The 17,424-nt window shown below is 40.5% G+C and carries 15 protein-coding genes; 3 read left to right on the top strand and 12 right to left on the bottom strand.

All coding sequences use genetic code 11. From position 1 onward, the window contains the following. Positions 1–32 precede the first annotated feature (32 nt). The 8 genes from CH365_RS17720 to CH365_RS17685 all read right to left on the bottom strand — a co-directional run bounded on the left by CH365_RS17720 (position 33) and on the right by CH365_RS17685 (position 7,849). The gene (locus tag CH365_RS17720) at positions 33–503 is read right to left on the bottom strand and encodes a MarR family winged helix-turn-helix transcriptional regulator (RefSeq protein ID WP_100769876.1); all 471 of its coding nucleotides are present in this window, start codon (positions 501–503) and stop codon (positions 33–35) included. A gap of 126 nt (positions 504–629) precedes the next feature. Further along, positions 630–1,118 carry an SRPBCC family protein gene (locus tag CH365_RS17715; protein ID WP_100769875.1) on the bottom strand — a complete coding sequence of 163 codons (489 nt, stop codon included), beginning with the start codon at positions 1,116–1,118 and terminating at the stop codon, positions 630–632. After that, complete coding sequence (locus tag CH365_RS17710) at positions 1,105–1,422, bottom strand: ArsR/SmtB family transcription factor (protein WP_100769874.1); 318 nt, start codon at positions 1,420–1,422, stop codon at positions 1,105–1,107. Before CH365_RS17710 ends, CH365_RS17715 begins: the two co-directional genes overlap by 14 nt. A gap of 293 nt (positions 1,423–1,715) precedes the next feature. Further along, entirely contained in the window at positions 1,716–2,234 is a 519-nt protein-coding gene (locus tag CH365_RS17705) for a DUF1993 domain-containing protein (RefSeq protein ID WP_100769873.1), read from the bottom strand. Between the two features lie 86 nt (positions 2,235–2,320). Next, positions 2,321–4,738, bottom strand: coding sequence for a hypothetical protein (locus tag CH365_RS17700; RefSeq protein ID WP_100769872.1), 2,418 nt, complete (start codon positions 4,736–4,738; stop codon positions 2,321–2,323). A gap of 29 nt (positions 4,739–4,767) precedes the next feature. Beyond that, positions 4,768–6,435, bottom strand: a complete 1,668-nt coding sequence (locus CH365_RS17695; protein WP_100769871.1) for a hypothetical protein — start codon at positions 6,433–6,435, stop codon at positions 4,768–4,770. A gap of 169 nt (positions 6,436–6,604) precedes the next feature. Then, a complete protein-coding gene (locus CH365_RS17690) occupies positions 6,605–7,405 on the bottom strand; it encodes a hypothetical protein (RefSeq protein ID WP_100769870.1) in 801 nt (266 codons plus the stop codon). Positions 7,406–7,498: 93 nt separating this feature from the next. After that, complete coding sequence (locus CH365_RS17685) at positions 7,499–7,849, bottom strand: hypothetical protein (protein ID WP_100769869.1); 351 nt, start codon at positions 7,847–7,849, stop codon at positions 7,499–7,501. 171 nt (positions 7,850–8,020) lie between these two features. On the opposite strand from CH365_RS17685, the gene CH365_RS17680 reads away from it, so the two are divergent. Continuing rightward, complete coding sequence (locus tag CH365_RS17680) at positions 8,021–9,850, top strand: FG-GAP-like repeat-containing protein (RefSeq protein ID WP_100769967.1); 1,830 nt, start codon at positions 8,021–8,023, stop codon at positions 9,848–9,850. A 13-nt stretch (positions 9,851–9,863) separates the two neighbouring features. Here CH365_RS17680 and CH365_RS17675 read toward each other — a convergent pair whose 3' ends face one another. The 4 genes from CH365_RS17675 to CH365_RS17660 form a co-directional block, all read right to left on the bottom strand. Next, positions 9,864–10,646, bottom strand: coding sequence for an enoyl-CoA hydratase/isomerase family protein (locus CH365_RS17675; RefSeq protein WP_100769868.1), 783 nt, complete (start codon positions 10,644–10,646; stop codon positions 9,864–9,866). Between the two features lie 92 nt (positions 10,647–10,738). Next, entirely contained in the window at positions 10,739–11,488 is a 750-nt protein-coding gene (locus CH365_RS17670) for an SDR family NAD(P)-dependent oxidoreductase (RefSeq protein WP_100769867.1), read from the bottom strand. Positions 11,489–11,621: 133 nt separating this feature from the next. After that, positions 11,622–11,924 carry an ArsR/SmtB family transcription factor gene (locus CH365_RS17665; protein ID WP_100769866.1) on the bottom strand — a complete coding sequence of 101 codons (303 nt, stop codon included), beginning with the start codon at positions 11,922–11,924 and terminating at the stop codon, positions 11,622–11,624. 92 nt (positions 11,925–12,016) lie between these two features. Next, a complete protein-coding gene (locus tag CH365_RS17660) occupies positions 12,017–15,154 on the bottom strand; it encodes a DUF1554 domain-containing protein (protein ID WP_165782627.1) in 3,138 nt (1,045 codons plus the stop codon). 305 nt (positions 15,155–15,459) lie between these two features. On the opposite strand from CH365_RS17660, the gene CH365_RS17655 reads away from it, so the two are divergent. Together CH365_RS17655 and CH365_RS17650 are read left to right on the top strand one after the other, a co-directional pair. Beyond that, positions 15,460–16,107, top strand: a complete 648-nt coding sequence (locus CH365_RS17655; RefSeq protein WP_100769966.1) for an OmpA family protein — start codon at positions 15,460–15,462, stop codon at positions 16,105–16,107. Positions 16,108–16,117: 10 nt separating this feature from the next. Then, complete coding sequence (locus CH365_RS17650; RefSeq protein WP_100769864.1) at positions 16,118–17,305, top strand: hypothetical protein; 1,188 nt, start codon at positions 16,118–16,120, stop codon at positions 17,303–17,305. Positions 17,306–17,424 lie beyond the last annotated feature (119 nt).

The following is a 17,424-nucleotide window of genomic DNA, read 5'->3' as shown; positions in this document are numbered from 1 at the left end:
CGTCAAAAAACCACCCTTACGTTACATACCGATTAGACCTGATTTTGAGCTTCCAATACCGGAATTTTTCTGACTTCAGAAAGTATCCTTAAGGTTTCCTGGAATTTAGATTTTCCAAATGATTTAGTGATCTCGTTCTGCGCTTCTTCCCAAAGTAGAATTGCTCCCGCTAATTTGGATTCTCCCTTTTTAGTAAGGGAAAGATTTCGGATATTTCCGGCTTCTTTTTTTTCAATCCGGATTAGACCGTCCCGTTTCAGGATCTCTAAACTTCTTTGCAGGGTGGTTCTGTCTATATCTGTGAGTCTGGAAAGATCTGTGATACTACATTCTTCTTCATGTCCTATCCCGACTAAAATGCTAAATTGTGTGATCCTAAGCCCGGAAGGTTTGAGTATCGTATCGTAATAGGATGTGACCAACCTTGCCGTCCTTCTTAAACTTACATTTAGGCAGGATAGTCCTATTCTTTTGAGTTCGATGGGGGAAGGTTTATTTTTCATGCGTTCTGACCAAATGGTGTGTATGCACTATTCCAGGGTCAAGTTGAAAAATAGTTCGTTTATAGAAGACCAACTAAAATCGGAAGGGTGACTCCCGTTTTAGTTGATCGTCTGCACTTTGGAAAATTAGTGAACTGCTTTCATGAGTTCTACTAATTGGTCTAGAGCTGCATTCCAGCCCTCGTGGAATCCCATCTCCTCATGTTTTTTCCTGCTTTCTTCGTCTTTATGCCGTGCAAGAACATGATACTTGGTTCCATTACCATGTTTTTCTAATGTGAGGATCGCGGTGAAAAATCCTCCGTTAGCGGTCGGTTTAAAACCGGGCTCAAAAATATCAGTGAATACAAGCTTCTCATTTTCAATGATGTCCAAGAAACAGCCGCTGTTTGGGAATTCTTGTCCTTCCGGAGACAACATGGTTGTGCGGAAGATTCCACCTGGGCGAAGATCAATCTCACAATCTATAGTTTTCCAAGGGGCAGGGGTAAACCATTTCAGGATATGTTCCGGGGTGGTCCATGCTTTCCAAACAAGTTCTCTTGGAACATCTACAATCCTTTCCAGGACTAAATCTGTTTTTGGGTCCGGTTGGTAATAATTAGTTTTTGCCATTTTCTTTCTCCTTCATTTCTAGTAAGTAACTGTCTAGCTGGTCTAACCTTCTGTCCCAGTGGGTGCGTTGTCTAACGAACCAATCTTCTCCAGCTTGCATGGTCTCCAGGGTAAGTTTGTAAGTCCTTACCCGGCCCACTTTTTCGGAACGAACCAAAGAAGAATCTTCCAACACTCCTAAATGTTGCATCAAAGAAGGAAGGGCCATTTTGTAAGGCTCTGCCAATTCTCCAACTGTGGCCGGCCCCATGCTCAAACGTTCTAAAATGGACCTTCTTGTAGGGTCCCCCAGAGCATGAAACAAGTTATCTAGACTGTTACTATACTTAGGCACTTACCTAACTATAACATATAAGTAAACTTAGGTAAATACCTAAGTTTTAAAAAAGTGAGAATTTTGGAAAAAAAGTGAAAGGCGCGTCGAAGTTACTACATTGAGAATTTTCACGCCTTTAGCCGATTTAGATGAGTTTATGCAGCTTGCGCCAGGAATCCTAGCGGAAATCCGGCGGTGCACCGTTTATGGTGAACCGCTGATTGGAGCGGAGAGTCCGGTGCCGCGAAGCGGCAGGCGCCCCCCGTCTGGAATATTGAAATCTAAGATTTAAAAGGAAAATCTCCCAGATAGTCCTTCTTAGCCAGTTCCACTCCGTTATGTCTGAGGATATCGTAAGCGGTTACGATATGAAAGAAGAAGTTCGGGATCATATGATGAAGAGCATATTCTTTTCCGGTCAGGGATTTACCTTCCCAACGAGGCAAAGATATTTTTTTGTCGGAAGCTTCTTTATAATCTTCCGGTTTAAGTTCTTTTAAAATTCCTACAACGGAGTCGATCCTGTCTATCACTTCGGAAAGGGTTTTTTCCTTATCTTCGTGAGCTTGGAATTGTTTTCCGGTTAAACGTGCGGCTCCCAATTTTGCTGTGTCGCAAGCTGATTGTATCTGGCGGATAAAATTGTATTGGTCCGGAGCGAGTCTTGCATTCAATAAAACATCTATTTCGATCTTTTTAGATTCGGCGAAACTTTTTCCCTTATCTATAAAACGTTTTAGATGCTCTAAATTTTTGATTACTTGTGTTACTGTGATTTCGTATATCGAAATGTCTGACATACTTCCATGGAAAGCTCGGATAAGGATCTAGCAAGCTTTAAATCCGCATGGATCTTCTTGGATTTTATTGGTCTTCGGTATAAATATCAGAAACAATTTGCATCCGATTCAATTGCACCGATCGAAATAGCTCCTGCTCCGGGAGGTGTGAATGGACCGGAAATGTTCGTTCTAGGATTTCCATAAAAATCAGTTTGTATAAATGGAAGCGACGTAATCGGAAGTGTGATCGTGTTCAGATCCACTCCTCCATACAAAGAAGAACAGGGAGAATTTGTGGATGATGGAATTCCGAAAGGAAGATTAAAATTCCAGATCTTTTCGATCTCAAAAGTATCTGCAAATCTTGGATTTTCTCCGTAACTATTGGAATAATCTCCTACGAATTGTCCTGAAATCGGATGAGCGCAATCTTCTTGGTTTAGTGTGCTTCCGCAGAAAATATATTGGTCCAATCCTATTACTACGGGCACACTTACGAAATAATTATTTCCTCGTATTATGGATCCTGGGTCCGGAGGAGAAGATACACTGATCCCGGCACTATTGGCGGATAATTCTCTGGAGAAAATTTGGTTGTTTAGTATTTTATGAATTCCGAATCCAGCCTGTAAAAATATTCCTGTGGATTTTCCTAAGGATGTATTCTGGGAATTTCCGATGTAGATATCGTTATTTATAATATTACTCGAATCTGCTGCGTCAGTAAAAATGATTCCATACGAATTTTCAGAAACCAAACTGGGATTTAAATATTGATAAGGATTGATCTTATTTTCAGAAACGATTACCGCTTCGAAATTTCCTGTTTCTATCCAAAGTCCTGCGCTGAATCCTATGGGTTCTATACTAACTAATCCATCTAAAATATTTCTGGAAAGTATGATAGGTTGTGTGGTAGAACCTGCTCCTTCTAACATTGCTCCTATAGAATGGGATCTTCCTGATCCTCCTCTTAACCAATTTTCAGTTACGACTACATTGTCGGATTGATTGATGAGTAATCCAGTACGGATCCCAAAGCCGTTTGAATTGGTCTCACTCCCAAAGACCATATTTTTAGAAATAATGATCTGTCCTAGGTTGGTCCTGGAATTTAAAACTTGGATCCCAGTAGAATAATCTCCGTTTAGATTCATCTGTATTTGGAATCCGCTTACTGTAAGATTTGTTGTAGGCAAATTTAAAGAAGTAGTGGAGATCAAAATTGCATTGCAGAAATCCACAAAGGAGGTCCCACAACTGGAAAGTATGTCATCTACGATCCTCGTTCGATGAATACTCGGATCTGAGTCTAGATCCGGAAAACCGGAAGCAAAACCGCCGAATAAGGAAGTATTTCCACTTAAGAAAATTTGAGATGAAGGAGTATAACTTCCTTCTGCAACGAAAACAGAACAGATAGATCCGCTCGAATCGCATTCTTGGATCCCTTTTTCTATACTTCTGCAGAATTGGTTAGGTCCAAAGCCGGTTCCACATCCTGGATCATCTATTCCATTACTTTCATCTACCAAACGAATATTGGAAGATGTTATAAAATCATAATGGATAGGATTTCCATTTTGGATGGGTAAACTTTTTGCGGTACAACCAACTAATTCAAAGAATGAATTTCCGGGAGGACCCCAGAGATCCGGAGGATTCGGTAGGATTACGATCGTATGATCATCCGGCCCGGAAGGATAAGTGATACTTGGTGGATTTCCAAGAGATCCCACATTTGTTTTTCCTGGAAGAGTGATCGGATCGAAACTACAACTTCCAGGATCTACTCCATGGAAAGAGAGTCGGATCGAAACTTTTCCATTAGGTGTGAGTATTTTAGATTTAGGAAAAATTTCCAAAATGGAAATACAATCCAAAAGTAAAGTTAGTGGGGCTCCCGACATGGTTCCGGCTCCTGAGCCGTTTGGAATGAAAGAGCAAGAATGTCCTGTAGGTGTTGAAACAAAACTAACGGAATAACCCGCAGAATCTCCCACTTTATGTGCGAATGTTTTTGTTCCATCGGATGTAAAAGTAATCTTGTCCGACATATTTTGGAGAACGAGTGGAGAAGTCCCGGCAATAGAAGGATCCAATCCAATCACTTTCACGGATAGATCGTAAAATACTTTTCCACAACTGATAAAAATAACGGTCTTTGGATATACAATTGGTCCTTCCGGATTACTGAGCTTACATTCTTGCTGGGAAGACGCTCCTGAAATTCCTATTATGGAAACTGAATATTGGTTTCCCATTTTTGTCAGAGTAGGAAATGCCTGGGTTCCGTTAGAAGAAAATGCCAAACTTTCTCCCAATTGGTTGGAAACTGTAAGTGTTCCGGAGCCTAGGCCGGAAACTTGCACAAATACTTTGATCGGAGTATTGAATGCATCCAGATCTGTTTTTAAACTGAAAAGATCTAAAAGTGTGGATGCTTGTGGCGGTTTATAACAAGTAATATTAGCAAAAAGTATGAGCAGAAAAAATAGGACCCCGCAAGAGTAATATTTCATATTTATCTTAACAAGGATCCGGCTGAAGTTTACTGAATGGAAGTCTGGACTGGAAAATCCACAGAATTCCCTGGAGAAGAGAGTTTGATCGAGTAGAACGTATTAGTACTTCCATCAAAATTAGGATCGAAAATATAAACTCCGTCTCCTAACGCACCTGCACTGGTATAACATCTGGAAGTTCTACAAGTAGTGGAGCTTCCTGTAGTAAAATTCATTCCAAGCATGGATCCGGAATAATTTGTAACAGTTCCTAAGGCACCACTAGTTGAGTTCAATGGAGCATGGTATACATCAAAAAATAAAGAGCTACCTTGGCTACATCTCAGATCGTAACCCAATAATACTCTTGATCCTATATTTCCAGGAGAAGGAAGATAGGTTTGGAATCCAGTTCCGCTTGGATGACAACCATTCGGGTTCGTGTCTTTTCGGATCTGAGTAGGAACTCCTGCTAAATTTCTCCATTCCATTAAGCTGGAATCGATTGAGTTCCCTGAGATATCCAAATTGGATCTATTAAAAAAAAGCCATATATCGGAAGAAGTTCTTACGAATTTAGGATAGGCAGCACCTGCAGAACCTACTGGAAGAACTGCGCCCGTGGAACCGGTTCCGGAAGATAGAAACAATTGATTGATCTGTGATGCGGTCCCATTCGTAAAACGGAATACTGTTACGTAATTATTCGGCGCATCATCCGTATCATTGTCATGGTCTTCAAAAGCGGTTACATATTTACTTCCGTCCCAAATTACGTCCGAATATCCGAACGTGGTACCTATTGCTCCGGAAATAGATTTAATGTTTGTAGGAGTTCCTATCAGAGTGCCATCCGATTGGATACGGATATATCTTATTAAATTCGAGAAAGATGTGCTTCCTCCGAATTCTACGAAAACTACTACGAACTCATCCAGATCAGGATTATAAGCGGAAGATAATGTACTAATCTTAGCACCAGAAGCGGTAGAAATTAATCCGGCCACAGTTATATCCGAGCCGATCGCAGTGTGTTCAATATCCAGAAATCTAGCTTTGATCGTACCTATAGTTGAAGTCCAAACTGCCAGGTATTTGCTCCCGGACCAGACTAGATCGAGCATTGGCACTCCAGCACTCGTGCTAAAAAACATTGGAGTTCCTACAACTGAAGATGTCTTTTGATTCACTTGGAATAGATTCATGACCGGAACGCTTCCGGAAAACCAGGTCCCGAAAACCGCTAAGTTTCTTTCGCAGTCGATCTTTGAAGCGGCAACTAAACCGGCTTTTCCGGAATCTCCTGTCAGAGTGCAATTTTGTCCTCCCGTATAAGTTCCGAGAGTGATCGTAAAATTTGAACCGGCATCCAATTCATCCGGAAAGGAGAAGGTCCCGTTATCCGAAATCTGAAGATCTTGGGTCTCGGACGTATCTGTGTTTGTAAGGGTTAGATTCATTTCTTTACCGGACTTATTTAAGTATCCGATAACGTTAACTTTAACAAGAGAAGGCCCGGGAGAATGGTTTCCAAAAACTCCTATGTTACCGTCGAATGCTATGGCACCTATCGCGGAGGAGCTTGCGTCTATACTCACTGCTTTTGCGTTATTACACCCAGTGAAAAGAAGTACAATCAAGAGCAATACTGTAACAAATAGAGCGGCTTTTAAAAGAATGTCTTGGACTTCCTCGTCTTTCAGAAATTTTTGCATGTCTTAATCCCTCGTATAACTCTCGTTTGTTTTAGGGTTGGCTTCTAAAAAAACAGACAAGTCGTTCAGTTAAATTTGAGGGGAAAAGCCGGTTTGGAAGCGATTTTGGAATGAACGCTACTGATTCCGGAACGGGAGTATGAAGGGTGAAATTGCCTCGGTTTTGATCCTAAAAATATCCGTTTAATTCGACTAGAAAAGCATGGGGATTGAAATTACTTCCTCTATAGTTCGGGATCTGATATCCGAAGGAGATTGAATATTTTTCGCTTATAGTATGAGAAAAACCGCAAACAGAAACTCCTAAGGAATTTACTCCAGAGATACTATCACATAAAAAATCCAGACGATTCGGAATAAGCTCCACATTTAGCCCATACATAAATCCGTTTAACTGAACCCCAGGCTCCGGACTAGGAAGTAACTTCTGTTTATATCTTCCAAAAAAAGCGTTATTTCCCATGTAAGCTCCTAAATAAAATTTGACTCCCAAACTTTTGAGCTCATAAGAACTCATTCCAAAATTGAAAGTGGCAAAATTAGAATCCGAAACAGTCTGGCCAAAACTCGCACCAGATTTTGTTCCGAAGCTGAAAGCAATAGACTCTGTGGCTTCTATCTTTTTCTGATAGATCAGGAGTAAATTAGGGGAAACATAAGCTTCCGGAACCAAAGTATTTATAGTTGGGTAATTTCCGGTTTGGGAAGAATATGTTTCTAAAAAATAATTCCCAGCATACAATCCGATCTCCTGGTTATCACCGAGTCCATACATATAGGTAGTATCGAACTGGGTCCTATCGGAATAGAATATGATCTGTTCCTGAAAGAAATTCCTGTCCTTCCCGGTAATTTTCATGTCCGGCACGTTGAATAGATCCTGCTGGGAGAATAAAAACCCGGAAGGAAGTAAGAATAGTTTAGAATATATGAATACCCTTTTAAAAGAAGGGAAAAATTTTGGGCCCAAATAAAATTCCTTTGATCCGAAAACGTATGGATATCCTTAAAAAAGAATATCTAGGATTTATAATATTCTTCGTACTAAACGAAGAATCGGATTTTAGGAAAGAGCAGGAGGGGGCCTTGCGAATAAATAAGTATTTAACTGAAAAGAATGGAGTTCCGTTTTGGAAAATAAGGTAAAAAAGGTTAAAAAGGATCTTTTTAAACCGTTTAAAGAAGAAGGATCCTTTTTGGTCTTATCTTTTTGATGAAAGTCCTCATTTTGATCGAATTGTGCAAAATGATTGGAAGAAAATCTGGGTTTGGTTTTTTGAGAAGGTAGTTTGAAACTAGAAGAATGATTACGTTTATAGAGTAGATAATTATTATAGGCGGTTTCTTCGTAATCGTTCGGCGCGGTCAAAAAGAATGCGACCAGGGCCAGGATGAAGAGATGGAAACGAGGCATTCGGAGAAACCTAAAACCAGTTTTTCAAAGCTTACAGAAATGAAAATTAGAAATTATCAAAATATCCCTCGAATGAGGGAGGGATATTTTTTTTTAAAAATTCCAATTTGTTTTTCAATTTTTTATAATTGGATTGTAACAGCGTCTGCTATCGAATGTAAATATATTTGCATGCAAAAATTTCTGAAAAAAGGAATTCCTTACGGGACGGCGGTCCTTCTTCTTTTCTTTTTAGAATCTTGCGCGTTCAAATCTATGAATCTTGCCTTCGAAGCAATATTCGAAGCCCAGATCGCCTGCTTAGTTACAGGAGATACCTGTCTAGACGCAAGCACGACTCCACCTCCCACTGATGTAACACCTCCAACAGTAACGATCACAAATCTTCCCACTTCGGGAAGGCCGACTGTAGAGACAGGATTTTTAAAAGGAACTTCTTCCGATGATATTTTGGTTTCCTCCGTGCAGATTAGTATCGATGGAGGAACTTATACTACTGCGACAGGAACAACTAGTTGGAGTTTTGCTTTGCCTTCAGGTTCTTCTACTTGGAGACACGGATCTTTTCATTCGATCGATATCAGAAGTGTGGACTCCAGCACAAATATTTCTACTGTGCTGAGCCTGAATGTAAGGAAGGGTTATAACCGAGATCTGAACGGAGATGGTTACGCTGATATAGCCGTCATGGCTCCTGGAGATGCTTCCGGACTGGGAGTGGCATATATTTTTAACGGAGGACCTTCCGGAATTACTGCGACCACCATGAGTGCGGCAGACCATTCTATTACAGGACAAGGAAGAATGGGATACGCTTCCGCAATGGGAGATGTAAATGGAGATGGTTTTGGAGATCTTGCGATAGGAGCTTCCGATTATTCAGGACAACAAGGGATTACTTATATATTCCACGGAAGCACTTCTGGTATTACCACGAACACTGCTGCAAGTGCAAACCGTATCCTAACTTATACAGGTTCAAACGAATTTGGGTATGCCATTGCATTAGGAGATGTTAATGGAGATGGATACGATGATCTCGCCAATGGCGTGTATCATATTCCCCTTGCATTTATTTATTATAGCACTGGATCCGGAGGTATTTCTTCGACTGCAGGAACTACTATTTCAGGTCCGGGAGCGAGTAATTTTGCCTGTGGGATAGGCTTAGGCGATATTAACGGGGACGGATTTTCAGATCTGATTGTGGGTGGAAATGCATTCGGGGGTGGCGGTAATACAGGAGGAGTTTGGATCTTCCATAGCAGCGGTTCTGCGGGAGTTACTGTAAATTCCTATACATTAGCAAACACTACTATAACCGGAGAGACTGCGAGTAATTTTGGGATCCGTATGTATACGGGAGATGTAAATGGGGATGGGTATGCAGATCTCGCCGTAGGAGCTCCTCAATACAATGGCTTTTTTGGAAGAAGTTATGTATTCAATAGTACCGGGACTACAAGTGGGATCACTGTCTCTTTAGCTGCAAGTGCAAACACTATAATCAATGCTGTCTCTGCAAGTTCCCTAGGACTTGCTGTTGCACTGGGAGATGTGAATGGAGACGGATATGATGATTTTGCCACAGGAGCTCCTGGTTATTCCACTAACCAGGGAAGGGTTTATATAAATTTAAGTGATGGTAATCAGATTCCAATTGGTTCTGTAAATCTAATTGTGGGGGAATCTGTTAACCAGGCTTTCGGAAATGCAGCAATAATCTCCGACATAAATGGAGACGGGCTGGGAGACTTAGTGGCTGCAGCATACGTTTATCCGGATGGGGTTGCGTTATCTGGACGAGTTTATATTTTTCATAGTTTCGGATCCGGGTACCCCGCAGCGGTTGCAAGTTCTGCAAATACGATTATTTCTGGTGCCGCAGGAAGCGAATTCGGAAGTAATCTAGTGGATGCAAATATTCCGAAGGACCTATATCCTAGATTTTTAGGAGTTTGGACCTTCGGGAATTTAGAAACTTATAGGATCCAAATTTAAGAAAAACGAATATTTAGGTAAGTTTCGGCCTTCTCTTTTCCTTCAAAGCGCTCATCGCTTCCAATAGATTTGCCACTACTTTAGGATCTTCGAAACTACTCTTAGTAAATTCCAATTGGGTTTCGAATTTATCATTGATCTCTTTATTGATCGCAGCTTTGGTCCTTCTATAAGCGCTTGGTGCGATTGCCATTACCTCGTCCAATTTTTTCAGAACAAGTTTACGTAAGTCTTCCTTATTTTCCGCAGTTTCATTGATCAAAGAAATTTCCTTTGCTTCTCCTGCTTTATAAGCTGTTCCTAAAAGACAAACTTCGTTCAGATATTCCGATTTAACAGTGATCTTTAACTTATCGATAAAGCTGATCGGAAGTGGAAGTCCAACAAGGACTTCTGTAAATGCGATCCTCGCTTTGCCTTCCAACATAAATTTAAAATCGCAAGCAAGAGTCATAACGGCGCCTCCTCCCATCGCATAACCAGTCACTTCTGCAAGAAGAGGTTTTCCAAAACTCAAAAGTTTACCGAATAGGATCACGATTTGGCCCATCTCGGCAGTAAGCTTTTCTCTAGGAGTGTTTAGGATATTCTCCGCATCGATGCCGTTGGAAAAAAATTTAGGATTGTCGGAGTTTAGGAGGACAGCGCGGATATTATCGTCCTTGTCGATCTCAGCCAGAATATTTTCCAGCTCAATCATATTCTCCCTAGTCAAAGAATTCTGATCATTAGTTTGTATTTTAATACATTCGGCTCTGCCGTTTTTTAATTGGATTGGTTCCCGCAAATAGTTCATAGGGCATGATTAGGAACTCCAACATAAGTGATCTACTCGAATTTTATGGTTTAAATCACAAACTAATCATGCCCTGAGGAAAAGGAAAAATTTTATCTATAACCTCCAGACGCGTTGATCCTTTCTCCGGTAAGCCAATAGGAATCTTCGGAAGCTAGGAATAATGCGACCTTAGCGATATCTTCAGGCTGTCCTAATCTTCCCAAAGGAGTTTTGGAAACGATTGCTTTTTCCATTTCACTACCAATCATTCCAAGCCTATGAGCTCCTTCCGTTTCCACACCACCTGGAGCGATCGTATTCACCCTTATTTTTTTCGAACTAAGTTCCAAAGCCAATACTTGGGAAACGGTGTCTAATGCACCCTTAGTAGAAGCATACACAACTGAATTCGGAACAGGGATATCGCTCACAATGGAACTGATATTGATGACTGATCCGCCTTCCGGAGCGAAATAATTCAAAGATTCCTGAGTAGCAAGGATAGGACCCAAAACATTCGTGTTCATTTGTCTATGAAACTCATCTTCTGTTACCGCTTCCAAAGGAGCAAACTCGAATACACCTGCGTTATTCACTAGGATATTCACGGAACCAAAAGCCTTTTTCGTTTCTGAAAAAAGACGTTTTACATCCGAGGACTTGGACATATCACCTTGGACTGCGATTGCCTTTCCTCCGCTTTTCTCAATCTCTGCCACAACTTTATCTGCGCCTTCTTTGCTAGAAGAATAGTTTACCACTACGGAAGCACCTGCAGAACCTAATGTTTTAGCGATACTTGCTCCAATTCCTTTGGAAGCTCCTGTTACCACTGCGACTTTACCTTTTAACTGACTCATAAGATTACTCCTGAATATTCAGATCTAAATAATTTTATAGTTAGACAAGTATCGAATTATTTATTTCGAAAATATTTAGATATTTCGATAATTATCGAACTAATAAATAAAATGAGCGGCGGTCGGTTTTAGCCTAGATCTGGGAAAGTTTATCTAAGTATGCCTTGAATACATCCCTTCTCAGGATGATATTCACAAATTTACCGTCTTTGGAGGTTTCGATCAGCCCTGCATTTTCCAGTTCTTTAATGTGATGAGAAAGTGTAGCCGGGCTTATTTCTTGGGATTTATTAAGAGTACTACAGGCAGTAGGTTCTTTGTTAGAGCCGATACATTGCAAAAGCTGAAATCTCCTAGGCTCAGCAAGTGCCCTGGAAATTTTAGTAAATTCCTTTTCAGTAAGTTTTACAGGCTTGGGATTTGGCACTCTCTCCATGTTTCATCCATTAGACGGTCCTGTCTAAAAGAAATTATCATTTTTAAGAGTGCCCGAAAGCATTGGTATCTTAGGAAACAGAAACCTTCTTACTATTGTTGGACGCAGATAAACTTTTTGGAAACGGAACAGCTATCGTTTCCGGAACTGACTGACCCTGACCCTAATACGTTTCCGATTCCGTACTGCCCGGTAATCCCGGAAGTGATATCGTCTGTCCACATATTACAATGGTTGCTTGCAGTAGTCCAATTCGAATTCAAACCGGTCCAGAAAGAATCAGATCCGCTTCCACTGAACGCGGTAGTCAAACTTCCGAAACTGAAAAGTTTAAAAGAATTCGTAGTAAATACTTTATTAGAATAAGGTAAACCACCATTCTTAAGATAATAATCCGTGCTTGCGTCCAAGACCCAGTTTGTTTGTCCGCTGGCGTTTGTTCCAGTCGTAGTGGCAACCCTGGTGGAACCGTCCACGATCAAGGCCTTATAAGTAGCACTTCCCATATCTGTAGGTTTGTTAGGATCCGCACCATCGTTACAACTATCGTCGGCAACAGTCATTCCGGAGTTCAGGTTTCCACTTTTGGTAAGTGAGGTAATCCAGATCAACTTATCATTATCCAAGTTTTGGACTCCGCAATAGTCAGGAGGCTGGTATTGATCAAAAGTTGCATCACTACTTGTGAGGAGACTAAAAGACACACAACTGCTCTGAGTGCCATCCACTCTATTATCGTTTTTACCGGTGATCGTGATCGTCTTGTTTATATTATAATCTGAAGAAGTGAATGTTAAGCTCGTAGGACTCACACTCGCACATTCCGTACTTCCTGATTTACAGGAAAGAGTAAATGTAACATCTCCGGTCGGAGGGGATGATAATCCCAATTTTACCTTGAATGTTGCACTTGTACCATCTTCGCTAGTATCTCCACTTATATTCGAAAATGTTAATACTTGCTCATCGTCAATATTCCGGATAGGAGTAGAAGGTGAGGTATACGTCAATCCACCCGTTGCCGTCCCGTAAATTATATTATACAAAACATTCCCATCTACAAGAGCATCATCGACGCCTGATGCTATGATCTTATTAGTTCCGGAAGAGATCATTGTGTTCCAGTTCCCGGAAGTAATCGTAGCAGAAGCGGTCACATTTCCCTCCGTAGTATCATCGCTGGAAGCAGGAACAGTTACCGCAGAGCTCGGAGAAGATTGCGTAATCAGATATACGGTAGCAGTTCCTCCTCCTTCACTTGTGGAAAATCCTCCTGATCTTCTACAAGAAGAAATGAGATTATCAACATCATTGTCACAGCTATAATATACGAAAGAAGGATTTTTAACGAATGTGGTGCTTCCATATTTATCATCAGTTGTTGTGTTAGAAGTGGAAACTGTATAATCGTGATTTCCTTCGTTAGCACCGTTCGTATTTCCGGTTACAGTAACTTCTCTATCCTGGTCCCATCCACCGGCTACTCCTTTAGAAGGAGTGAAGACTAAGCTGGAGGTATTTAAAATTCCATCGTTAGTTGTACTTCCACTCGAAAGATTTAAAGTAACATTAGAAAGAGGTTGGGATCTCAATCGGATCGTAAACTTGGAATAGGTTTGAGGATCCAATTTTGCAGAATCGTCCGTAGCAAATCCGTTAATAGAAACGGAGGAATTACTAGTAAGAGTAGTATTTCCATTTGCAACGATCACAAAACCTGCAGTGTCATCATCCAAATTGTTTACGGTAACAAAATTCGGGCTAGGAGTTCTGTTATTATATTTTGAATCGGAGCTGGTTGCCTTATTCACTCTGATCTGGTATTGCACATTCCCATCCATCACATCGTCGTCCACTCCGGTTACGACCACTGATTGAGGTGAATTCCAGTTGGAAGGAGTGAATACAACCTGAGTCTGGTCGATCGTGCCTTCTTGGTTGCTTAAATTTACCGAATCTTTCTTTTCATTAAAGGAAACGGTAACATTAGATGTAGGTTCACTTGTGAGAACTACAGTGAAGAATGCGTTTTGTCCGGCTTCGTTTGTATTTGTGTTTAAGGTGGAAACCGCGATCCCTGGAGTATCGTCGTCAGTAATATTTATTTTTACATCGGGAGGGTTTTCATTTCCGTAATCAGTTGCGATTCCTAAAACTATATTCACGATGACGTTCCCATCAGCGATCTCGTTATTTACAGGAGTTACTGTAACGATTTGGGGATTATTGTAATTTGCAGGTGTAAACGTAAGTAGAGAAGTATCTACGGTGGCTCTAGATGGATTCGAGCTGGAGACTGGGATAGTTACATTTCCAGGAGGTTCCACGGTTAATGTGACAGTGAATGTTTTGGCGGCCCCTGCTTCGTTGATATTCAAAGTAGTAGGCGTTACTATTATGGCAGGTTCTTCATAATCTATATTTGTAACTGAAACGGAAGATAATATTAGATTATTATAATTTGTATCCGAGCTGGTCGAATTTCCGAAATTGATCTTGTATTGGATATTTCCATCTGTGAGAACATCATCCACCCCAGTGATCGTTACTACCTGAGGAGTATTAAAATTCCCACTTGTAAATGTTAAAGAAGCAGGGGACACGGTCCCTTCTGTCAAATCCGAACTTTGGACAGTCGGAATCACAACATTGGAAGAAGGCGCTTTGCTTAGAACTACGGTAAAACTGGCTGTGTTTCCTTTTTCCGTAGTGATCAAATTTTTTTTCGGAGAGACTACGATATTATATGAATCATCATCAATTACTGTGATCCCGATCGAAGGAGTATAGAGACCATTATAGGATTTGTCTTCACTGGTCGCCTTGCCCACATAAAGAGAAATGTCTTTATTTCCCTCAACAGCCAGATTGTCGATGCCTGTAATCGTAATAGTCTGGGGAGAGTCCCAATTACTTGCAGTAAACGTTACTGTAGGGACAGAAATTATTGCTCGATCCGTATGACTTAAGCTAAGAGGAAGAGTCACATCCGCAGTAGGGATTTTGTTCAGTCGAATTTCTATATCTAAGGTTCCATTGGTTGGATTTTCGGGGACCGCATAAGAATAATCGGGAGAAGAGACTGTTACTCCGTTTCCACTTTGGGAATATTTTTCACTCGCACCGAAGAGTATATAATCCAAAGAATTCGTCGAACCCTTACACTCAAGTAGAAGTAAAACCATAAGAATAAAGATGGAAATTGGATGCCTTTTGCGGATTCGTTTCATCGACCTCAGTCCAGTTTGGTTTCTGCGATTAAGGCTAGGCATTCTCAAATAGAAATTAACTCTAATCTTTTTCAGAAATTTCGTAAAAAAGTTTTAGACCATTCCTTAAGTGCCAAGTAAAGATTTTGTTTTTAATAAAATCTTAAAACTTACATAAGACTTCGTGAATATTATAAAAAAGTAGTATCTTGTGTGAGTTCTATCCAGCACAAGGGTCATAACTTTCTTCTTCAAATCGTATTCGAGTGGTGATTATTAATTCTCGTATTTCTTTTTTACTCTTTTTAACCGTATCTTTTTTATTCATGGATTGCGCTCGGACAAGATATGCCATCGTTGAGTCTAAATCTTTCCAAAAATTTTGCGGATGTGTTCCGGAAGATGAGATCCCTGCAAACTCCAAGGAAGAAGCTTTAGGTACATTAAGTGAAGGGGCTTTAGATGATCTGGGAACCCCAAATTACTTGGAGATCATGTATCGAGGTTTAAAAAAGGCGTTTGAGTTTTCAGGAACTACATTCGAACAATCTGACGAAGGCCTGAAGGCTCCGGGAGTCGAACTCAAACGAATAGAAGAAGATAAAAAATTAAAAGAACTTTTGATCATTATAGATGGGGACGTTGCATTTCCTTCCGGTAGATCCACATTAACTCCGAAAGCAAAGGAACTTATCTCTAAGATTGCCGACGCCTTAGTTGCTTATCCTGAAACGAATGTTAGGATCGGAGGGCATACGGATACTCCTGGTTCCTTCACTTCAAATCTAAAATTGAGTAAGGAAAGATCCCAAGCAGTAAAACAAGAGCTCAAACAATCCCATGAAATTATAGAGGAGAGATTTAAGGAAGTGGATGGATACGCGGATCTGCGTAAGATCGTTGATACTTTCTTCTCCGAAAAAAAGAATCGAAGAACCGAAATATACGTCGGAACGGTTCGGATCGTATATTAAGGGAATTCGAATGAGATTCTTTATGATTTCGAATTTTAAAATTTTATTAAGCTTCTCTTTATTTTTATCCTTTATAAGTCCGAATTTTGCACAGGAACTGGAAAAGCCGGAACAACCATCTACTGTTAAACCAGAGGAGGGTGTTAAAGAAATTTCTTCTTGGTTTAACGATCCTAATGATAAATTTAGTAAGGTTTTCGAACATAGATTGATGATTCGTGTAGGCGCGGGAATCGGAAATCTTTCTCCCGCAATATTGAATGAAACTGGACCTGCCTGGTCCAAGGATTCAATATTCCGAAACATAATGGATCCTGATTCTCCGACTTCTTTTCCTTATAAAGAGGCAAAATCATTGGGAGTTCAAACTCAGGCCTGGGATATCAGTTATGGATGGAAAAATCGATTCGAGATTCAGTCCGCGAGAAATTCCACATTAGGAAAATATGGTAAAGAGGAGCCTGCCTCCACAAATTTTATCACTCCTAGAACGGATCTATATTGGGCTTCAGCATTTGAAGGTAACCGACTACTTCGATTCAATGGTGTTAATGATCATTTAAGATTTTCTTATATTCATCCTTTTACTTCTAGGTTTAGGATCGGACCCTCCGTAAATTTTCATAGATATGCGGAGCAGGACACCGGTTCTTACGGATCATATTCTACTTCTCGCCCAGGTGCTCCAGTTCCGGATAAGGCAACCTGGTCGGTCGGAGGAAACGTAGAGTCCAATTTTTCCATGAAAGGAATTCTTCCGGGGATTTATCTGAAATTCAAAATTACAGAATGGTGGGAGATCCGTTCTCGTTTAGAATATTTGGATCGGAAAGGTGATTTTTCCGCGATCGGAAGTCAGATCTTACAAGAGTCAGTTTCAGGAGGACCTGGGACTTATAGTATTTCCGCTCCTGCTTATGGAGGGAAAGTTGCAGATAAGGGGACTATATTTATGTTCGAGTCCTCGTTCAGATATTGTAGGTTTAGCCTCGATATTGGAATGATCCGTCAAGATATTACGAGAAGTTATTCTATGTATGTGGGTAATACCACTGGAACGGTTTCTACAAACGATTATCTATTACGTTTCCCGAATGTAGATTTGGGACAAATGAGTCATCATTCCAAACAAACCTTGACAGAAGTGTATATCATGCCCGGAGCCTCGTTTTTTTACGACTCAGACGGAATCTATTGATCCAGTTCATATTCTTTTTTTAGAGATCCTAAAGTGATTTCTCCGCTCTGATTTCGTAACAGAATCCTTTTTTACATAAAATCGCATAATTCGGACTATTTTGACCTGAATTTGAAATA

Source organism: Leptospira neocaledonica, assembly GCF_002812205.1.
In the GTDB taxonomy this organism is placed as follows: Bacteria; Spirochaetota; Leptospiria; order Leptospirales; family Leptospiraceae; genus Leptospira_B; species Leptospira_B neocaledonica.
The sequence above is the reverse complement of the archived record's forward strand: the minus strand, read 5'-3'. Positions and strand labels throughout refer to the sequence as shown.

Bases quoted from the DNA above. Each gene is read 5' to 3' on its own strand.
- CH365_RS17655 (WP_100769966.1), top strand. From the start codon at position 15,460: ATGGATTGCGCTCGGACAAGATATGCCATCGTTGAGTCTAAATCTTTC.
- CH365_RS17680 (WP_100769967.1), top strand. From the start codon at position 8,021: ATGCAAAAATTTCTGAAAAAAGGAATTCCTTACGGGACGGCGGTCCTT.
- CH365_RS17675 (WP_100769868.1), bottom strand. From the start codon at position 10,646: ATGAACTATTTGCGGGAACCAATCCAATTAAAAAACGGCAGAGCCGAA.
- CH365_RS17660 (WP_165782627.1), bottom strand. From the start codon at position 15,154: ATGAAACGAATCCGCAAAAGGCATCCAATTTCCATCTTTATTCTTATG.
- CH365_RS17670 (WP_100769867.1), bottom strand. From the start codon at position 11,488: ATGAGTCAGTTAAAAGGTAAAGTCGCAGTGGTAACAGGAGCTTCCAAA.
- CH365_RS17650 (WP_100769864.1), top strand. From the start codon at position 16,118: ATGAGATTCTTTATGATTTCGAATTTTAAAATTTTATTAAGCTTCTCT.
- CH365_RS17715 (WP_100769875.1), bottom strand. From the start codon at position 1,118: ATGGCAAAAACTAATTATTACCAACCGGACCCAAAAACAGATTTAGTC.
- CH365_RS17720 (WP_100769876.1), bottom strand. From the start codon at position 503: ATGAAAAATAAACCTTCCCCCATCGAACTCAAAAGAATAGGACTATCC.
- CH365_RS17700 (WP_100769872.1), bottom strand. From the start codon at position 4,738: ATGAAATATTACTCTTGCGGGGTCCTATTTTTTCTGCTCATACTTTTT.
- CH365_RS17665 (WP_100769866.1), bottom strand. From the start codon at position 11,924: ATGGAGAGAGTGCCAAATCCCAAGCCTGTAAAACTTACTGAAAAGGAA.
- CH365_RS17705 (WP_100769873.1), bottom strand. From the start codon at position 2,234: ATGTCAGACATTTCGATATACGAAATCACAGTAACACAAGTAATCAAA.
- CH365_RS17695 (WP_100769871.1), bottom strand. From the start codon at position 6,435: ATGCAAAAATTTCTGAAAGACGAGGAAGTCCAAGACATTCTTTTAAAA.
- CH365_RS17685 (WP_100769869.1), bottom strand. From the start codon at position 7,849: ATGCCTCGTTTCCATCTCTTCATCCTGGCCCTGGTCGCATTCTTTTTG.